The following is a 17,639-nucleotide window of genomic DNA, read 5'->3' as shown; positions in this document are numbered from 1 at the left end:
CGAGCATGATCGGCCTGCTTCTGCGCCTGGTCGAGTCCTCCGACCCGGACCGCCTGCGTCGCGCCCTGCACTGGCTGTACGGCTTCGTGCGCCCGCAGCGCGGCGCCATCCTCGGCCTGCTCGGTCTGTCCCTGTGCGCCTCTCTGCTGGTCCTCGCCCAGCCCTGGCTGACCAAGATGCTGATCGACGACGGCCTCTTGGCCGGCGACTTCCCCGCGCTGGTGAAGATCGCCGTGGCGATGATCCTGGTGGGCATCCTCGGCACCCTGCTCAGCGGGTTGAATCGCTACCTGCACACCCGCCTGTCCGGGCGCATCCTGTTCGCCCTGCGCGATGCCCTGTACCGTCACCTGCAGCGCCTCTCGCCGGGCTTCTACGCCAGGCGCCGGGGCGGCGACCTGCTGTCCCGACTGGACGGCGACGTGGCGGAGATCCAGCGCTTCGCGGTGGACTCTCTGTTCGCCGGGCTGTCCAGCGTGATCGGCCTGGTCGGAGCGGTGGCGCTGATGCTCAGCCTGTCCTGGCAGCTGTCGCTGCTGCTCGCCGTGCTGGTGCCCATCGAGGTGCTCTGGTTGCGCTGGATGCGCCGCAAGGTGGAGCGTGAGACCCGCGCCCTGCGCGAACGCTCGGCGGACGTGTCGTCCTTCCTGGTGGAAACCCTGCCGGCGATGAAGTTCATCCAGTCGCTCGGCCAGCAGCAGCGCGAGGCGCAACGCCTGGAGGGCCTCGGCCAGGGCTACATGCGCCAACTGCTCAAGCTGCAGGTCACCGAGTTCCTCACCCAGGCGGTGCCGGGCACCCTGACCTCGCTGTCACGGGCCTGCGCCTTCATCGTCGGCGGTTACTGGGTGGTGCAGGGGAGCTGGCAGCTGGGCGCGCTGATTGCCTTCTCCACCTATCTGGGCATGGCGGTGGGCCCGGTGCAGAGTCTGCTCGGCCTCTATGTGGCGCTGCAGAGGATGACCGTGAGCCTCGGTCGAGTTGCCGAACTGCGCGACGAGCCGGCCCGGGTGGAATCCCCGGCAACCCCCAGACCTTTCCCGGAGGGGCCGGGCGAGCTGTGTCTCGAGGGCGTCTGGTTCGCCCACGAAGGGCGTGCCGAGGCGATCCTCCGGGGCGTCGACCTGCGTATCCCGGGCGGCTGCAAGGTGGCTATCAGCGGCGCCTCCGGGGTGGGCAAGTCGACCCTGATCGACCTGCTGCAGCGCTTCTACGACCCCGAGCGGGGGCGCATCCTGCTTGATGGCACGGACCTGCGCGAGCTGGACCTGGCCGCCCTGCGCCGACGCATCGCGGTGGTCAGCCAGGAGATCGTGCTGTTCCGCGGCAGCCTGGCTGACAACCTGGCCTATGGCGCGCCCGGCGCCAACCGCGAGCAGCTGGAGGCGGTGGTGCGCCTGGCCCGTCTCGACGCCCTGGTGGCGGCGCTGCCGAACGGCCTGGACAGCCTGCTCGGCGAGCGCGGCCAGCAGCTGTCCGGTGGGCAGAAGCAGCGCATCGCCATCGCCCGAGCGCTGCTGCAGGACCCGGCGATCCTGGTCCTCGACGAGGCCACCTCGGCAGTGGACGAGGCCACCGAGCGCGAGGTGATCGCCGCCATCGACCAACTGTTCGCCGGGCGTACCCGGATCCTGATCAGCCACCGCGCCTCGACCTTGGCGGAAACCGATCTGCATCTGCAGCTGCGCGACGGCCAGCTGCGCGTACTGGAAGGAGAGACCCTGGATCATGACGCATGAGGTACGCGTCGGCCTGATCGACAGCGGCTGCACGCCGGCCCAGCTGGAGCGCCTGGCGGCTGCCCGACGCTTCTGGCTGGAAGATGGCGAACTGCGCAGTGGCGAGGTGCTGCCCGACCGTCTCGGCCACGGCACCGCGCTGCTGGATATCCTGCAGGCCCAGGTGGCCGGCGCCGAGGTGCTGATCGCCCAGGTGTTCACCGAGCGCTGGGCCACCACGCCGCTGCAGGTGGCGGCGGCGCTGGACTGGCTGGTCGCGCAGGGCGTGCAGCTGGTCAACCTCAGCCTGGGCCTGCGCCACGACCGCCCAGCGCTGCGCGAGGCCTGCGGTCGCGCCTTGGACGCTGGGGTGCTGCTCTGCGCCTCCAGCCCGGCACGTGGCGAGCCGGTGTTTCCCGCCAGCTACCCAGGGGTGATCCGGGTCAGCGGCGATGCCCGCTGCGCGGCAGGGCAGTGGTCCTGGCTGGACAGCCCGCAGGCGGATTTCGGCGCCCATGTAGTGGCACCCTGCGGAATGGCCGGGGCCAGCGTCGCCTGCGCGGCCTTGAGCGGACTGATCGGCGCCTTCCTGCAGGATCATCCGGAAGCCGACCGCGAGGCGGTGCTGACGCATCTGCGCCGCGGAGCGGCCTTCATAGGCCCCGAACGCAAGGGGGTGAGCCATGGCTGAGCCGCGCATCCTGGTGCTGGGCGCCGGACCTGCGGGGGCTGCCGCGGCCATCGGGCTGCGCCGTCTGGGCTATTCGGTCGCCGTGATCAGCGAATGGCGACGCTTCGCCGCAGTGGAAGGAGTCTCCCAGCGGGTGCTCGAAGGGCTGCGCCATGCCGGACTAGTGCATGCCATGGCCAGCGCCGCGCCGCCCGCGCCACGGCGGGTGCACTGGAACGGCGACGCCCACGGGGTCAACCAGGAATGCCTGGTGGATCGCCCGGTGTTCGACGCGGCGCTGCGCGAGGATCTGCGCCGGGCCGGCGTCGAACTCATCGAGGCGCGGGTGCGCAGCGTGGAGAGCAGCGCCGCCGGCCATCGCCTGTATCTCGAGCCGGGTGGCGTGCAGCACGCCGACTTTCTGGTGGAGGCCCGCGGCCGTCAGGCGCCGCTGGCCGCCGGGCGCCTGCGCGGCCCGGAAACCGTCAGCCTGCTCAATTTCTGGCGCCAGGCGCCCGGAGTGGCCGCCTCGGCGGTGGAAAGCCTGTCCGACGGCTGGGCCTGGATGGCGCGCCTGGCCGACGGTCGCTGCTACTGGCAGATCACCTTGGACGTGGCCAGCGCCGGCCTGCCGCCCCGCGAGCAGCTGCCGGCCTACTGCGCGGAGCGCCGCCGGCACTCCGCCCTGGTGGCGGAGATCTTCGGCGCCGCGGCCCTGCAGCCGGCGGAGGTGCATGCTCGCAGCAGCACGGCGATCCTCTTCCACGATTGCGGCGGGGCCAACTGGCTGCGTGTGGGCGATGCAGCCATGGCGGTGGATCCGCTGTCCGGCAACGGCATCTTCCAGTCGCTGTCCTCGGCCCTGCAGGCTCCGGCGGTGATCAACACCCTGCTGCGTCATCCCGAGCGCGCCGAGCTGGCGCTGGGCTTCCACCAGCGCCGGGTGGAGCATCTGTTCCTGCGCTTCGCCCGCACCGGGCGGGATTTCTACGCCCTGGAGCAGCGCTGGGCGGCGCAGCCGTTCTGGCATAAGCGCAGCGCCTGGCCGGACAGCGAGCCCATGCACGCTGCCGTGGATGCCAGCCAGGTGCGGGTGGAGCGCCTGCCGGTTATCCGCGACGGGCTGATCGAAGAGGCCGAGGTGGTGGTCACCGCCGACCAGCCGCTGGGCATCTGGCACCTCCAGGGGGTGGCGCTGGCGCCGCTGGTACGTGCCGTGCAGGACGGCAGGATGCTGGATGAGCTGCTTCTGGAGCAGGCCCCGGAACTGCGCCCGATGCTGCGCAGCTGGCTGGTCAGCCAGGGCCTGGCCGTCCCGCGGAGCTGAGATTGCCGCTAGAATCGGACTTTTCCCTGGAGTACCCGGCATGACCTTCGGCGAAGGCGACGCATCCTACCGGGCCGCAGGCGGTATCGAGGGCATCCGCCGGCTGGTCGACGACTTCTACCGGATCATGGACGAGACGCCGGCCATGGCCGAGCTGCGCCGCCTGCATCCCGCAGACCTCAGCCTGTCCCGCGACAAGCTGGCCTGCTTCCTGAGCGGCTGGCTGGGCGGCCCGAAGCTGTTCGCCGAGAAGTACGGCCCCATCGCCATCCCCGCCTTCCACGCCCAGTGGCCGATCGGCGAGGCCCTGAGCCAGGCCTGGCTGGACTGCATGGCCCAGGCCATCGCTTGCCAGGACTATGCCCCGGAATTCGCCGAGTATCTGCTCACCCAGTTGCGGGTACCGGCCCAGCGCATCGTCCAGGCCAGCCGCAACAGGCACGGGCATTCCTGAGCGGGCTGGGTGGCCGTTGCCTTTCGGGCGTCGACCATCGCCGAAAAGGCAGCGAGCGTTGTTGATCCCAAAAGCCAACGGGGCCATGGGGCCCCGTTGACTTCCAGTCGCCAGTGATCAGAAGAAGGTGCCAACCACCAGCTGCAGGTAGGTATTGGTCCCCTTGCCACCCAGCTGCAGGCCGCCTTCCTCGGCACTGCGATCGGGCTGGTAGAAGCCGATCAGCGGGCTGATCAGCAGGTGGTCGTTGACCATCCATTCCGCGTAGAGGTCCAGCTCGCGGCCGCCGAGGTTGCCGCGCTCGTCGTCCAGGGTGTTGAAGTCGAAGTACAGCGCACCCAGGGTCAGGTTGTCGCGGGGCGTGGCCTTCAGGCCGACATGGTGGACCTGGGCGTTGCTGTTGAAGGGGCCAGAGTAGTTGGCCGCCACTTCGCCCTGGAACCAGGTGCCGTAGCCGCGGCTGAAGCCGTAGAACAGCGGGTCGAAGGCTTCCGAGAAGCGGCTGTAGCGGTAGGTGGCGGTGGGCGACCAGGGCAGGTCGGCGAAGGTCCAGGAGCCTTCCAGGTACCAGGCGTTCTCGTCGCCGCTGTCCTTGTCCTGAGTGACGTATTCAGCAGCCAGCTCGAGATTTTCCACGCCCAGGCTGCCGCGGCCGCGCAGGCTCACGGTGTCCATGTCGTCGCGCTCTTCCAGGCCGAGGATCTCGGCGTAGCGCTGGTTGACGTCCAGGGCGCGGATCCAGGTCAGGCCGAGGGTGCCGGCCTCGGAGACGTGTTCGAGGTTGCCGATGGCCAGTTCGGTTTCCGCCTGGTAGCGGTTATCCGATTTCAGCCAGATCAGGTCACCGCGCAGCCCCTGGTTGCCGCCCAGGCGCAGCGCTGCGGTCTGATCGAAGGCCTTGCGCGCGGCCAGGTAGTAGGCGCCGCCGCGGTCGAAGTCGGCCCCCAGGTCGACGTCGCCGAAGTTCACCGGGTCGCCCTGGATCAGGAAACCGTCGCCGATGACGATGACCTGCCGGCCGCCGGAGATGTCCACGCCGTCTTCGCCCAGGGCGGGGAACAGGTTGCCGGAACGCCAGCCGAGGTAGGCATCTTCCACTGCGGTGCGGCGTTCGCTGCCGAGGGTCACGCCGGCTGCGTCACCGTCGCCCCAGGTGCCGGAGCTGACCAGATTGAAGGCGCCGTAGAGCGTGCCGTTGCCGCCCAGCCCCTGGCTGCCGCTCAGCCCGTATTTGACGTAGCCCTCGCGCCAGCTGGAGCTACCGGCGCTGCGGTTGCCCATCAGGGCGTAGTTCTCGCTGCTGCGGATGGCCGCGAACACGGCTTCGAGGTCGGCGTTGAGGACGCTCTCGCCCTGGTTGTAGAGCTCGTGGGCGACGACCGGACTGGCGCCGATGGCCCAGCCGATGGCCAGGGCGAGAAGGGAATGGCTCAGTCGATCACGGTGAGGACGTTTCATACGGGGACTTGCTCCTGGTTTGTTGTTTTTGTGGAAAGGCGGACGGCCGGGCCGCCCGCCGGATGAGCAGGATCAGAGACGGATCAGTACCGACTTCAGCTCGGTGTAGTGCTCGATGGCCGCGGCGCCCATTTCGCGGCCCAGGCCGGACATCTTGTAGCCACCGAAGGGCAGGGCCGGGTCGAGGGCGCTGTGGCAGTTCACCCACACCGAGCCGGATTGGATGCGCGGAACCAGCCTGTGCACCGCGGCGAGGTCGTTGGACCAGATGCTCGCGCCCAGTCCGTAGGGATTGTCGTTGGCCAGGCGCACCACTTCGTCGAGATCGTCGAAGGGCATGGCCACCAGCACCGGACCGAAGATTTCCTCCTGCACCAGGCGGTGCTTCTGGTCCACGTCGGCGATCACCGTGGGCCTGACGAAGTAGCCGGGGCCGAAGGCCTCGCCGCCGCAGACGATGGTCGAGCCGAGCTGGCGGCCCAGGTCGATGTAGCCGGCGACTCGGCTCTGCTGTTTGGCGGAGATCAGCGGGCCCATGTCCACGCTCGGGTCGAGGCCGTTGCCGAGCTTCATGGAGTTGGCGATGCCGGCGATGTCGGCGACCAGGTTGTCGAAGTGCTTGCGGTGCGCGTAGAGGCGCGAACCGGCGCAGCACACCTGGCCCTGGTTGAAGAAGATCGCCTGGGCGGCGCCGGTGGCGGCCTGCTGCAGGTCGGCGTCGGCCAGTACGATGGTCGGGGACTTGCCGCCCAGTTCCAGGGTTACCCGGGTCATATTGTCCATGGCGGCCTTGCCGATCAGCTTGCCTACCTCGGTGGAGCCGGTGAAGGTCAGCTTATTCACCCCCGGATGGGCGCTGAGCGCCGCGCCGGCCCGTACGCCGGTACCGGTGACTACGTTGAACACCCCGGCCGGGTAGCCGGCCTCGAGGACCAGTTCGGCCAGGCGCAGGGCGGTCAGCGGGGTCTCGTCGGCCGGCTTGAGCACCACCGTGCAGCCAGTGGCCAGGGCCGGGCCGAGCTTCCAGCAGGCCAGCAGCAGCGGGAAGTTCCAAGCGACGATGGCACCCACCACGCCCACCGGCTCGCGGCGCACGTAGGCGTGGAACTGGTCGTCGGGCATCAGCGGCAGGGAGGGTTCGACGCTCAGGCCCTCGATCTTGGTGGCCCAGCCGGCCATGTAGCGAAGGAAGTCGACGGCCAGTTGCACGTCCATGGCCTGAGCCACGGCGGCGCTCTTGCCGTTGTTCAGGCATTCCAGCTCGGCCAGATGGCGGGCGTCGCGCTCCATCAGATCGGCCAGGCGCCACAGCAGATTCTGCCGATCCCGCGGGCGCATGCGGCTCCACGCCGAGTCCTCGAAAGCCTGGCGGGCCGCTTGCACGGCGCGGTCCACGTCCTCGGCGGTGGCCGCCGGCACCTGACCGAGGATTTCCCCGGTGGCCGGGTTTCGGATGTCCAGGGTTTCTCCGCTGGAGGACTCCAGCCACTGGTCACCGATCAGCATGCGCTGGCGACGGGCGACGAATTCCCGGGTCTGGGGCAGGATAGGCAGTTCAGAAAGCATGGTCGAAGCCTCTTTTTCGAATACTGCCGAGGGCTTCGGCAACCGTCATGCCAACCGGCAGCGTCATTCCAACCAATTGAAATAAAAGGAATTTTTCCGGAATTCAGAGGCGTCCGGCAATTCCTTGCTGTTGCACTTTGAGACGGCCTGAGACAGCGGCGGGACAGTCGCGGTCTAGTGTGAGGGAGCCGCTCCAGCCGGAGCTGGCGGGGCGGCTGCACTGTTCTGGTGCTGGCGGGCTATACCGAAGGAGGTTGTCTCAGAGTTAGACAGCCAATTCGCGAAATTAGACGCAGAAGTCCCCTGAGTAGAACCCGTAAAAGCTCGTAAGTGATTGTTTGTAAAGGATTTATTGAGACTGGCACGCAATGTGCCACCACCTGGACAGAGTCCCTGCCCGAGGCATGGATTTCAATAACAAGAACCTGGAGGCCTGACCTTGAAAGCAACAAGAATCTGGCGATACCTGAGTGCCGGTGCCCTGGCCATGACGGCCTTTGGCGTGCTACAGCCGGCGCTGGCGGCGGATGGCAAAGCGCTCCTAGAAGCCAAGTGCAAGGTATGCCATTTGCCGGATGACAATGGCGTGCAGCGTCGTATCGGTTACCAGCGCAAGACCCCCGAGGGCTGGCTGATGACCATCGCCCGGATGCAGATCATGCATGGCCTGGAGATCAGCGACGACGACCGTCGCACCCTGGTCAAGTACCTGGCCGATACCCAGGGCCTGGCGCCGGCGGAGGCCGAGGGACTGCGCTACGCCATGGAGCGTCGCCTGAACACCATCGAAGAGTTCGACACCCAGTCCAAGGAAATGTGCGGTCGTTGCCACTCCCCCTCGCGCTTCGCCCTGCAGCGGCGCACGGCCAAGGAGTGGGAGCATCTGGTGCACTTCCACCTCGGCCAGTGGCCGTCCCTCGAATACCAGGCCATGTCCCGCGACCGCGACTGGCTGGAACTGGCCCTCAAGGAAATGGTGCCGACCCTAGCCGAGCGCTATGGCTTGGACGATCCGGCCTGGAGCAAGTGGCAGCAGGAACGTCCGGCGCCCACCGCGCTGGTCGGACGCTGGAGCTTCAGCGGCCACATGCCGACCCGTGGCGATCTGCACGGGGTGATGAGCGTGGAAGGCGGTGAGGGTGACAACTTCCGCATCAGCCTGGATGGCCGCTATGCCGACGGCAAGCCGTTCAAGGGCAAGGGCAGCGCGATCCTCTTCACCGGCCACGAATGGCGCGCCAACGTGGAGATCGACGGCGTGGCCATGCGTCAGGTGTTCAGCGTGGTCAACGGCGAGATGAAGGGCCGCATGTTCGAGACCGAGCATGACGAGCGCGGCCTGGACTTCGTCGCGGCGAAGAGCGACCAGGCCAGGCTGCTGGCCGTGCAGCCGGAATTCCTCAAGGCCGGCGAAGAAGCCGAGCTGACCCTGGTGGGCAGCGGCCTGTCCGGCAAACCGGATTTCGGCCCGGGCGTGCAGCTGGTCAAGGTCCTGGAACAGTCCCCCGAGCGCCTCGTGGTCAAGGTGCGTGCCGCCGCCGATGCCGCCCCGGGCAGCCGCGAGGTCAAGCTCGGCAAGCTTTCCGGCCCGAGCCTGGCTGTCTACAAGCGCATTGACGAGGTCAAGGTAGTGCCCGGCTACGCCATCGCCCGCATCGGCGACAACGGCGGCGCCACGCCCAAGGTGCAGGGCCGCTTCGAAGCCGAGGGCTGGGCTACCGACGCCGCCGGCAAGGCCTACCGCGTCGGCATCCTGCCTGCCAGTTGGTCGGTGGAGCCGTTCAACGAGCGTGCCGCCGAGGACGAGGACGTGAAGTTCGCCGGGGTCATGCAGAAGGATGGTGTCTTCCTGCCCGGTGATGCCGGCCCCAACCCGGCCCGCCGCATGTCCACCAACAATGCCGGCAACCTCAAGGTCATCGCCGAGGTCGAGGACGGCGGCCAGACCCTCAAGGGCGAAGGCCAGCTGATCGTTACCGTTCAGCGCTGGAACAACCCGCCGCTGCCGTAAGGCAAGGCCCGGGCGGGGTTCGCTCCGCCCGGATCGGCAAGGCCGAATTGGGATGAATTCCGGGAGGTCGCCATGGGCGCAATCTTGAATCTGGTGGAGCGCAACCTGCACGAAGTGCGGGTGGACGCCGACCGCCTGCTGTTCCACATCCCGAGTAGCTCGCTGTTCGCCGCCGATGAACTGATCGGCAGCATCATCGATACCCTGCGCGAGCAGGGCTGCTCCTCGGAAGAGCTGCTACAGCGTCTGAACCATTTCGATGGCCAGGCGGTGAACGAAACGCTGCGCGAGCTGATCGCCCTCGAGGTGGTCAGCGACGGCTCGCCGCTGACGCCGGAAATCGGACTCAAGCGGGTCGAACGCACGGCGCTGAACACCGTGGTGCTCAACGTCAACACCGGCTGCAACCTGAGCTGCACCTATTGCTACAAGGAGGACCTCGACAAGCCCTCCGCCGGCAAGAGGATGAACGCGGAAACCGCCGAGGCCTCGGTGGAGATGCTGCTCCGGGAGTCGCCGGACGAACAGCGCTACACCGTGGTGTTCTTCGGTGGCGAGCCGCTCTCCAACCGTCCGCTGATCGAGCATATGGTCGATTACTGCGAGCGGCGTTTCGCGGAGGAGGGCAAGCAGGTGGAGTTCGTGATGACCACCAACGCCACCCTGCTCACCGAGGAGATCGTCGACTACCTGAACGCTCACCGCTTCGGGTTGTCGGTGAGCATCGACGGGCCGAAGGCGGTGCACGACCGCAACCGCATCACCGTGGGCGGGCAGGGCACCTATGACGTGGTGCGGCGCAAGGTGGAAATGCTCCTGGCGCGCTACGACAGCCGTCCGGTTGGCGCCCGGGTCACCCTGACCCGGGGCATCACCGATGTCGAGACCATCTGGGATCACCTGTTCAACGAGCTGGGGTTCGCCGAAGTCGGCTTCGCTCCGGTCACCTCCGGCGACATCAGCGCCTTCAACCTCACCAGCGAGGAGCTGGTGGATGTGTTCGCCAACATGAAGGCGCTGGGCCGTCGCTACCTGGAGGCAGCCCTGGAGAACCGTAATATCGGTTTTTCCAACCTCCACCAGCTGATCACCGACCTCCACGAAGGGCACAAGAAGGCCCTGCCGTGCGGCGCCGGGCTGAAGATGCTGGCGGTGGACCACAAGGGCGAGCTGAACCTCTGCCACCGTTTCACTGGCTCCAGCCTGCCGACCTTCGGCAACGTGCATGGCGAGCTGAAGCAGGAGGCGCTCAACGACTTCCTCTCCCAGCGCCTGGACCGCACCAATACCGGCTGCGCCAGCTGCCGCATCCGCAACCTGTGCTCCGGTGGCTGCTACCACGAGAGCTATGCGCGCTACGGCGACCCGACCCATCCGACCTATCACTACTGCGAACTGATGCGCGACTGGGTGGACTTCGGCATCGAGGTCTACAGCCGCATCATGGCCGAGAACCCGGCCTTCATCAGCCGCTACATCACTCCGCGGAAGGCTCACTGACATGAAACACCTCAAACCGATCAACGACAAAGCCCGCAAACTCCAGCAAGCCTCCAGCGAGGACCGTATCGAGGAAGTGCTGGCCATGACTTCGGTGGCTGGCTGCACCGCAACGACCGACCCGGGCTGGGAAGTGGACGCCTTCGGTGGCGTGACCTCCCTGTGCCAGCCGATGGAAGCCGACCTCTACGGCTGCGCCGACCCCTGCTGGTGGCCGGCCCAGGTGCCCGACCTGATGAGCACCTATCCGGACTGGAACAAGGACGCCCTCAGCTCGGCAGAGAGCTGGCGCAACCTCAATGCGGTTTTCCCGAAAGACAAGTAAGGGGCAGGAGAGAGCATTCCCATGAACAACAAGAACCGTTTCGCCCTGGTCTCCACCCTGGCCCTGCTGGCCGCGCTGCAGGCCCACGCCGACACTTCCGGCAAGGCGCTGGTCAAAGGCCACGAGTACATGGCGGTCACCAACACGCCCAACAACCTGCACCTGATCGACCTGAAGACCGAGAGCGTCTACAAGACCTGCGAGATGCCCGACCGCTTCGGGCCCGGGACCCTGTTCATCAGCCCGGACAAGACCCGTGCCTACGTACTGAACAACAACTACCGGGACATCTACGGCGTCGAGCTGGATACCTGCAAGCAGGTATTCCATGCCCGTCTGGCGCAGAAGGCCGGCGAGGACGCCCGCTCCATGTTCTCCTTCACCGTCAGCGCCGACGGCAAGGAGCTCTACGCGGTGGCCAACCCCATGCAGCGGGCCATCGACCACTACGTGGTGGGCGAGCCGCGCATGCAGGTCTACAGCACTGATGCCGGTCTGGACGCCAAGCTGCTGCGCAGCTTCCCGGTGCCGCGACAGAGTTACGTGATGCAGGCGGCAGACGACGGCTCCCTGTACCTGGCCGGTCCGGACATCTACAAGATCGACCCGAAGACCGGCGAGCGGACCGTGGCCCTGGCGAGCCGGAACTGGCAGCGTCCGGGCTACAGCGCGCCCGACGTACTGTACTTCTGGCCGCACCAGCAGCCGAATCGCGACTTCACCCTGCTCTACACCGCGGCGCGCTTCGCCGACGAGAAGCAGGACCCTGAGACCGCTGAGTACCTCTACGGCTACATGAACATCAACCTGAAGACCGGCAAGACCGAGGTCCGCGACTTCGCGCCGCTGACCGAGCTGTACTTCACCGGCCTGCGCTCGCCGAAGGACCCGAACCTGATGTACGGCGTGCTCAACCGCCTGACCAAGTACGACATCGCCAAGCAGCAGCTGATCAAGGCGCAGGAGCTGGACCACTCCTACTACTGCATCGCCTTCAACCATGCCGGCGACAAGGTCTACCTGGCCGGAACCTTCAACGACATCGGCATCCACGACGCCGAGTCCCTGGAGAAGATCGGCAGCATCAAGCTGCCCGGCGGCGACATGGCCGTGTCCACTACCCAGGTGTTCATCCGCTGAGCGAAAGGGGCAGGCGGCCTGTCTGGGCCGCCTGCCGTTCGACCGATTGGCGCGTATGCGGCCAATGGGTCACTGGACAAGGGTCTCAAAGGTTGTTTAGGTTTACGTTAACGTAAACGGCATGCTTCGTCGCGGGACGAAGCGGCTCGACGGCAACCATTCCCACAACAAGCACAAGAAGGGAAAGCCTCATGAATGACCGCAGTTACACCCGAGGTCCCCAGGACAAGCCGCTGCTGGCGATGACCATTGGCCAGGCCTTCGACGCCACCGTGGCGCGCTTCGCCGAGCGCGATGCCCTGGTGGTCCGTCACCAGAACCTGCGCTACAGCTGGGCAGGACTGGCCGAGCAGGTCGACCAGTGCGCGCGCGCGCTGCTGGCCCTGGGCATCCAGGCCGGCGACCGTCTGGGGATCTGGGCGCCGAACTGCGCCGAGTGGTGCATCACTCAGTTCGCCAGCGCCAAGGTCGGCGCCATCCTGGTCAACATCAACCCGGCCTATCGCCTCAGCGAGCTGGAATACGCGCTGCGCCAGTCCGGCTGCAGCTGGATCATCTGCGCCGACGCCTTCAAGACCTCTGACTACCACGCTATGCTCCTGGAGCTGGTGCCCGAACTGGCTACCAGCCGACCCGGTGAACTGTGCAGCGAGCGGCTGCCCGATCTGCGTGGGGCGATCAGCCTGTCGGCGACCCCGCCGGCCGGTTTCCTGGCCTGGCGCGAACTGCCCGCCAGGGCCGCCGAGATCAGCAGCCAGGCCCTCGCCGAGCGCCAGGCGTCGCTGCAGTTCGACGATCCCATCAACATCCAGTACACCTCGGGGACCACCGGCTTCCCCAAGGGCGCCACCCTCAGCCACTACAACATCCTCAACAACGGCTACATGGTCGGCGAGAGCCTGGGCCTCACCGAGCACGACCGCCTGGTGATCCCGGTGCCGCTGTACCACTGCTTCGGCATGGTGATGGGCAACCTCGGCTGCCTGACCCACGGCGCCACCATGATCTATCCGGGCGACGCCTTCGACCCGCTGCTCACCCTGCAGGCGGTGGCCGAGGAGAAGGCCACCGCGCTGTACGGCGTGCCCACCATGTTCATCGCCGAGCTGGACCACCCGCGACGCGGCGAATTCGACCTGTCCAGCCTGCGCACCGGAATCATGGCCGGCGCCACCTGCCCGATCGAGGTGATGCGCCGGGTGATCAGCGAGATGCACATGGCCGAGGTGCAGATCGCCTACGGCATGACTGAAACCAGCCCGGTATCCCTGCAGACCGGCCCGGACGACGAACTGGAACTGCGCGTCACCACCGTGGGGCGCACTCAGCCGCACCTGGAGACCAAGATCGTCGACGAGCACGGCCGCATGGTGCCGCGCGGCCAGGTGGGCGAGCTGTGCACCCGCGGCTACAGCGTGATGCTCGGCTACTGGAACAACCCCGAGGCCACCGCCGAAGCCATCGACCGGGCACGCTGGATGCACACTGGCGACCTTGCGGTGATGGACGACAACGGCTACGTGCGCATCGTCGGGCGCAGCAAGGACATGATCATCCGCGGCGGCGAGAACATCTATCCGCGAGAACTGGAGGAGTTCTTCTTCACCCATCCGGCGGTCGCCGACGCGCAGGTGATCGGCATCCCCGACGAGAAGTACGGCGAGGAGATCGTCGCCTGGATCAAGCTGCACCCTGGGCAGAGCCTCAGCGCCGAAGAGCTGCGCGAGTGGTGCAAGGGGCGTATCGCTCACTTCAAGATCCCGCGGTACATCCGCTTCGTCGACGGATTCCCGATGACCGTGACCGGCAAGATCCAGAAGTTCCGCATGCGCGAGATCACCCTGGAGGAGCTGGCAGCCGGGCAGGGCGCGGCCTGAGCGCCACCCCTGATTGCGATGAACGTCCAGGGCCACGAAAAAGGCACCATCTCCGTCCGTCTGGTGGAGGAGGCCCTGCTGGCTCTGCGTCGCCGCGGCGAGGCGGTGGACGCCCTGCTGGCCGCAGCGGGCATCGACGCCAGGCTGCTGGCCTCGCCGCGCGCGCGGGTCTCCTCGCAGGCCTACGCGCGGCTCTGGCTACAGCTCGCCGAGCGGATGGACGACGAGTTCTTCGGCATGGACAGCCGGCGGCTGAAGTCCGGCAGCTTCGCCTTCATGGCCCGTACGGCGGTCAAGGAGCCGACCATCGGCGCCGCGCTGCAGGGCATGCTGCGCTTTCTCAACCTGAGTTTCGACGACCTGTCACTGCGTCTGGAACACAGCGGCGGGATGGCCGCCATCGTCCTCCACGAGCCGGGAGAGGCGCGCCTGCGCGCCTTCGGCCACTTCACCCTGTGGATGATCCTCCACGGCCTGTGCTGCTGGCTGGCCGGGCGGCGCCTGCCGATCCTCGCCGTGGAGCTGCGCTGTCCCCAGCCGGAGTACATCGCCGACTACCGGGTAATGTTCAGCGACAACCTGCACTTCGCCAGTGCGCATAGCCGCCTGCTGCTCAACGCCGACTGCCTGGAGCTGCCGGTGCTGCGTGGCGAGCGCGATCTCAAGCGCTTTCTGGCCGGCGCCCCGGCCAACATCCTGGTGCGCTACCGCGACCCGCAGAGCCTGGCGGCGCGCATCAAGGCCTACTTGCGCAGCCTCAAGCCGGAGCGCTGGCCGGACCTGGAGGCGCTCTCCGGGCACTTCTACATGGCACCCTCCACCCTGCGCCGCAAGCTGGCCCTGGAGGGCCAGTCCTACCAGGGGCTCAAGGATCAGGTGCGCCGCGACCTGTGCCTGGCGCGCCTGCAGGCCGGGGAGGGCAACTTCACCGAGCTGGCCTTCGAGCTGGGCTTCTCCGACAGCAGCTCCTTCTACAAGGCGTTCCGCAAGTGGACCGGCTCCACCCCCGGCCAGTACCGTGAGCTGCTGCATCCCGAGGCGTTGTCCAAAACGCTCGAATAGCTTGAAGCCTTTCGCCATTGTTCGGCACCTGGGCGAGGGCGAAGATCCCGCCAGCACAAGAACAACAAGACGGGACTCAAGCTCATGCGCGATTATCAGACTGCCGCCCGCGAATTCGACTACCAACGCACCCTCGAAGAAACCCTGGCCGGCTCCCTGGAAGCCATCAATGCCTGCATCGAGTGCTGCGACCGCCACGTCGGCGCGCAGCGCGTCGCCCTGTACTGGGAAGGCGTCGATGGTCGGCGCGCCAGCTGGACCTTCGAGCAGCTGCAGGAAGCCTCCGCACGCTTCGCCAATCTGCTTTACAGCCGTGGCGTGCGTCCCGGCGACTGTGTCTCCGGCCTGCTGCCGCGAACCCCTGAACTGCTGGTGACCATCCTCGGCACCTGGCGCCTGGGGGCCATCTACCAGCCGCTGTTCACCGCCTTCGGGCCCAAGGCCATCGAGCACCGGGTGCGCTTGGCCGGTTCCAGGCTGGTGGTCACCGACGCCGGCAACCGGCCCAAGCTGGACGAGGTGGAGCAGGCGCCGCCGGTGCTCTGCGTCGGTGCCCCGGCCGGCCAGGCGGACTTCTGGAGCGAGCTGGAAGGCCAGTCGAGCCGCTTCGAACCGGTGCTGCGCACAGGCGAGGACGCCTTCCTGCTGATGTTCACCTCGGGCACCACCGGCCTGCCCAAGCCCCTGGAAGTCCCCCTCAAGGCCATCGCCGCCTTCGTCGGCTACATGCGCCATGCCGTGGACCTGCGTCCCGAGGACGCCTTCTGGAACCTGGCCGATCCGGGTTGGGCCTACGGTCTCTACTATGCGGTCACCGGTCCTCTGGCCATGGGCCACGCCACCACTTTCTACGAAGGCCCGTTCAGCGTGGAAAGCACCTGCCGGATCATCCGCCAGTACGGCATCAGCAACCTGGCCGGCTCACCTACCGCCTACCGTCTGTTGCTAGCCGCGAAGGAGGAGGTGGAGGCACAGCTCAAGGGCCGCCTGCGCGCGGTGAGCAGCGCCGGTGAGCCGCTTACCCCGGAGGTGATCCGCTGGTTCGCCGAAGGACTGGGCGTCACCATCCATGACCACTACGGGCAGACCGAGCTGGGCATGGTGCTCTGCAACCACCACGCCCTGGCCCATCCTGTGCGCCTCGGCGCCGCCGGCTACGCCGTCCCCGGGCACCGCGTGGTGGTGGTCGACGAGCAGCTCCGCGAGCTGCCGCCCGGCCAGCCGGGAATCCTCGCCGTGGACCGGCCGCGCTCGCCGCTGTTCTGGTTCCGTGGCTACCGCGACATGGAGACCTCGTCCTTCGCCGGCGACTACTACTTGAGCGGTGACACCGTGGAACTCAATGAAGACGGCAGCATCAGCTTCGTCGGTCGCGCCGACGACGTGATCACCACCTCCGGCTACCGGGTCGGCCCTTTCGACGTGGAAAGCGCGCTGATCGAGCATCCCGCGGTGATCGAGGCGGCGGTGATCGGCAAGCCCGATCCGGAGCGCACCGAGCTGGTCAAGGCCTTCGTAGTGCTGCACGGACATGCCAACCCGGGTCCGCAGTTGGTCGAGGAGCTGCAGCAGTACGTGCGCAAGCGCCTCTCTGCCCATGCCTATCCGCGGGAGATCGAGTTCGTCGCCGAGCTGCCCAAGACCCCCAGCGGCAAGATCCAGCGCTTCCTGCTGCGTAACCAGGAAGTCGCCAAGGCCTCTGCCGCCCACTGATCGAACCAAGAGGATTAACTTCATGCGTATCCAGGACCGCGTATTTCTGGTCACTGGCGGCAGCTCCGGGCTGGGCCTGGCCGCTGCCCGTGAACTGCTGGCCCAGGGCGCCAAGGTGGTGCTGGCCGACATCAACGCCGCCGCCGGCGAGGCCCAGGCCCGCGAGTTGGGCGAGCAGGTCCGCTTCGTGGCTACCGACATCACCCGCGAGGAAGAAGTGCGCCGTGCCGTGGAGACTGCCCTGGAAGCCTTCGGCGCCCTCCACGGACTGGTCAACTGTGCCGGCGTGGCCCCCGCCGAGCGGCTCCTCGGCCGCAACGGCGTGCATGGCCTGGAGAGCTTCCGCCGGGTGATCGACATCAACCTGGTGGGCAGCTTCAACTGCCTGCGCCTGGCTGCCGAAGCCATGGCCCGCAACGCGGCGGACGCCGAGGGCGAGCGTGGGGTGATCGTCAACACCGCCTCGGTGGCGGCCTTCGATGGGCAGATCGGCCAGGCCGCCTATGCCGCCTCGAAGGGCGGCGTGGTGGGCATGACCCTGCCGCTGGCCCGCGAGCTGGCGCGCAATGGCATCCGGGTGATGTGCATCGCCCCCGGGGTGTTCGAGACACCGATGATGGCCGGCATGCCCCAGGAGGTGCGCGACTCCCTGGCCGCCAACGTGCCTTTCCCGCCGCGCCTCGGCCGGCCGGAGGAATACGCCGCGCTGGTCCGGCACATCGTCGAGAACTCCATGCTCAACGGCGAGGTCATCCGCCTGGACGGCGCCCTGCGGATGGGAGCCAAGTAAGCCTAGATACCGCGACCGGGCCAGGGCC

The 17,639-nt window shown here is 67.4% G+C and carries 14 protein-coding genes; 12 read left to right on the top strand and 2 right to left on the bottom strand.

Features of this window, described 5'->3' with window-relative positions; all coding sequences use genetic code 11:
• The first annotated feature begins 5 nt into the window (after positions 1-5).
• Genes H165_RS0107100 through H165_RS0107085 form a run of 4 tightly spaced genes read left to right on the top strand, consistent with a single transcriptional unit; the run spans position 6 to position 4,169 of the window.
• Positions 6-1,739, top strand: a complete 1,734-nt coding sequence (locus H165_RS0107100; protein ID WP_017938225.1) for an ABC transporter ATP-binding protein — start codon at positions 6-8, stop codon at positions 1,737-1,739.
• Complete coding sequence (gene qhpE / locus H165_RS0107095; RefSeq protein WP_017938224.1) at positions 1,729-2,409, top strand: subtilisin-like serine protease QhpE; 681 nt, start codon at positions 1,729-1,731, stop codon at positions 2,407-2,409. The genes H165_RS0107100 and qhpE overlap by 11 nt, the downstream gene beginning before the upstream one ends.
• Positions 2,402-3,715, top strand: coding sequence for a flavin-dependent monooxygenase QhpG (gene qhpG / locus H165_RS0107090; protein WP_017938223.1), 1,314 nt, complete (start codon positions 2,402-2,404; stop codon positions 3,713-3,715). Before qhpE ends, qhpG begins: the two co-directional genes overlap by 8 nt.
• Before the next feature lie 40 nt (positions 3,716-3,755).
• A complete protein-coding gene (locus H165_RS0107085; protein WP_017938222.1) occupies positions 3,756-4,169 on the top strand; it encodes a group II truncated hemoglobin in 414 nt (137 codons plus the stop codon).
• A gap of 117 nt (positions 4,170-4,286) precedes the next feature.
• On the opposite strand, the gene H165_RS0107080 is transcribed toward H165_RS0107085, so the two are convergent.
• Both H165_RS0107080 and H165_RS0107075 read right to left on the bottom strand, forming a co-directional pair.
• Positions 4,287-5,603, bottom strand: coding sequence for an alginate export family protein (locus H165_RS0107080; RefSeq protein WP_026146425.1), 1,317 nt, complete (start codon positions 5,601-5,603; stop codon positions 4,287-4,289).
• Positions 5,604-5,699: 96 nt separating this feature from the next.
• Positions 5,700-7,193: an aldehyde dehydrogenase family protein gene (locus tag H165_RS0107075; protein WP_017938220.1), complete on the bottom strand. Its 1,494-nt coding sequence runs from the start codon at positions 7,191-7,193 to the stop codon at positions 5,700-5,702.
• A 487-nt stretch (positions 7,194-7,680) separates the two neighbouring features.
• On the opposite strand from H165_RS0107075, the gene peaA reads away from it, so the two are divergent.
• From peaA to H165_RS0107035, 8 genes are all read left to right on the top strand, one after another.
• Positions 7,681-9,204 carry a quinohemoprotein amine dehydrogenase subunit alpha gene (gene peaA / locus H165_RS0107070; RefSeq protein ID WP_017938219.1) on the top strand — a complete coding sequence of 508 codons (1,524 nt, stop codon included), beginning with the start codon at positions 7,681-7,683 and terminating at the stop codon, positions 9,202-9,204.
• A gap of 72 nt (positions 9,205-9,276) precedes the next feature.
• Positions 9,277-10,704, top strand: a complete 1,428-nt coding sequence (peaB, locus tag H165_RS0107065) for a quinohemoprotein amine dehydrogenase maturation protein (protein ID WP_017938218.1) — start codon at positions 9,277-9,279, stop codon at positions 10,702-10,704.
• A 1-nt stretch (position 10,705) separates the two neighbouring features.
• The gene (gene qhpC / locus H165_RS0107060; RefSeq protein WP_017938217.1) at positions 10,706-11,029 is read left to right on the top strand and encodes a quinohemoprotein amine dehydrogenase subunit gamma; all 324 of its coding nucleotides are present in this window, start codon (positions 10,706-10,708) and stop codon (positions 11,027-11,029) included.
• 21 nt (positions 11,030-11,050) lie between these two features.
• The gene (gene peaD / locus H165_RS0107055) at positions 11,051-12,169 is read left to right on the top strand and encodes a quinohemoprotein amine dehydrogenase subunit beta (RefSeq protein WP_017938216.1); all 1,119 of its coding nucleotides are present in this window, start codon (positions 11,051-11,053) and stop codon (positions 12,167-12,169) included.
• Positions 12,170-12,360: 191 nt separating this feature from the next.
• On the top strand, positions 12,361-14,046 hold the full coding sequence (locus H165_RS0107050; protein WP_017938215.1) for an AMP-binding protein: 1,686 nt from the start codon (positions 12,361-12,363) through the stop codon (positions 14,044-14,046).
• Between the two features lie 18 nt (positions 14,047-14,064).
• The gene (locus tag H165_RS0107045) at positions 14,065-15,108 is read left to right on the top strand and encodes an AraC family transcriptional regulator (protein WP_017938214.1); all 1,044 of its coding nucleotides are present in this window, start codon (positions 14,065-14,067) and stop codon (positions 15,106-15,108) included.
• Between the two features lie 84 nt (positions 15,109-15,192).
• A complete protein-coding gene (locus H165_RS0107040) occupies positions 15,193-16,821 on the top strand; it encodes an acyl-CoA synthetase (RefSeq protein WP_017938213.1) in 1,629 nt (542 codons plus the stop codon).
• Between the two features lie 22 nt (positions 16,822-16,843).
• Positions 16,844-17,611, top strand: a complete 768-nt coding sequence (locus tag H165_RS0107035; RefSeq protein ID WP_017938212.1) for a 3-hydroxyacyl-CoA dehydrogenase — start codon at positions 16,844-16,846, stop codon at positions 17,609-17,611.
• Positions 17,612-17,639: the final 28 nt, after the last annotated feature.

The organism is Pseudomonas thermotolerans DSM 14292 (genome assembly GCF_000364625.1).
Classification (GTDB): domain Bacteria; phylum Pseudomonadota; class Gammaproteobacteria; order Pseudomonadales; family Pseudomonadaceae; genus Aquipseudomonas; species Aquipseudomonas thermotolerans.
Note: the sequence above shows the minus strand (reverse complement) of the source record. Positions and strands in the feature narration are given on the sequence as shown.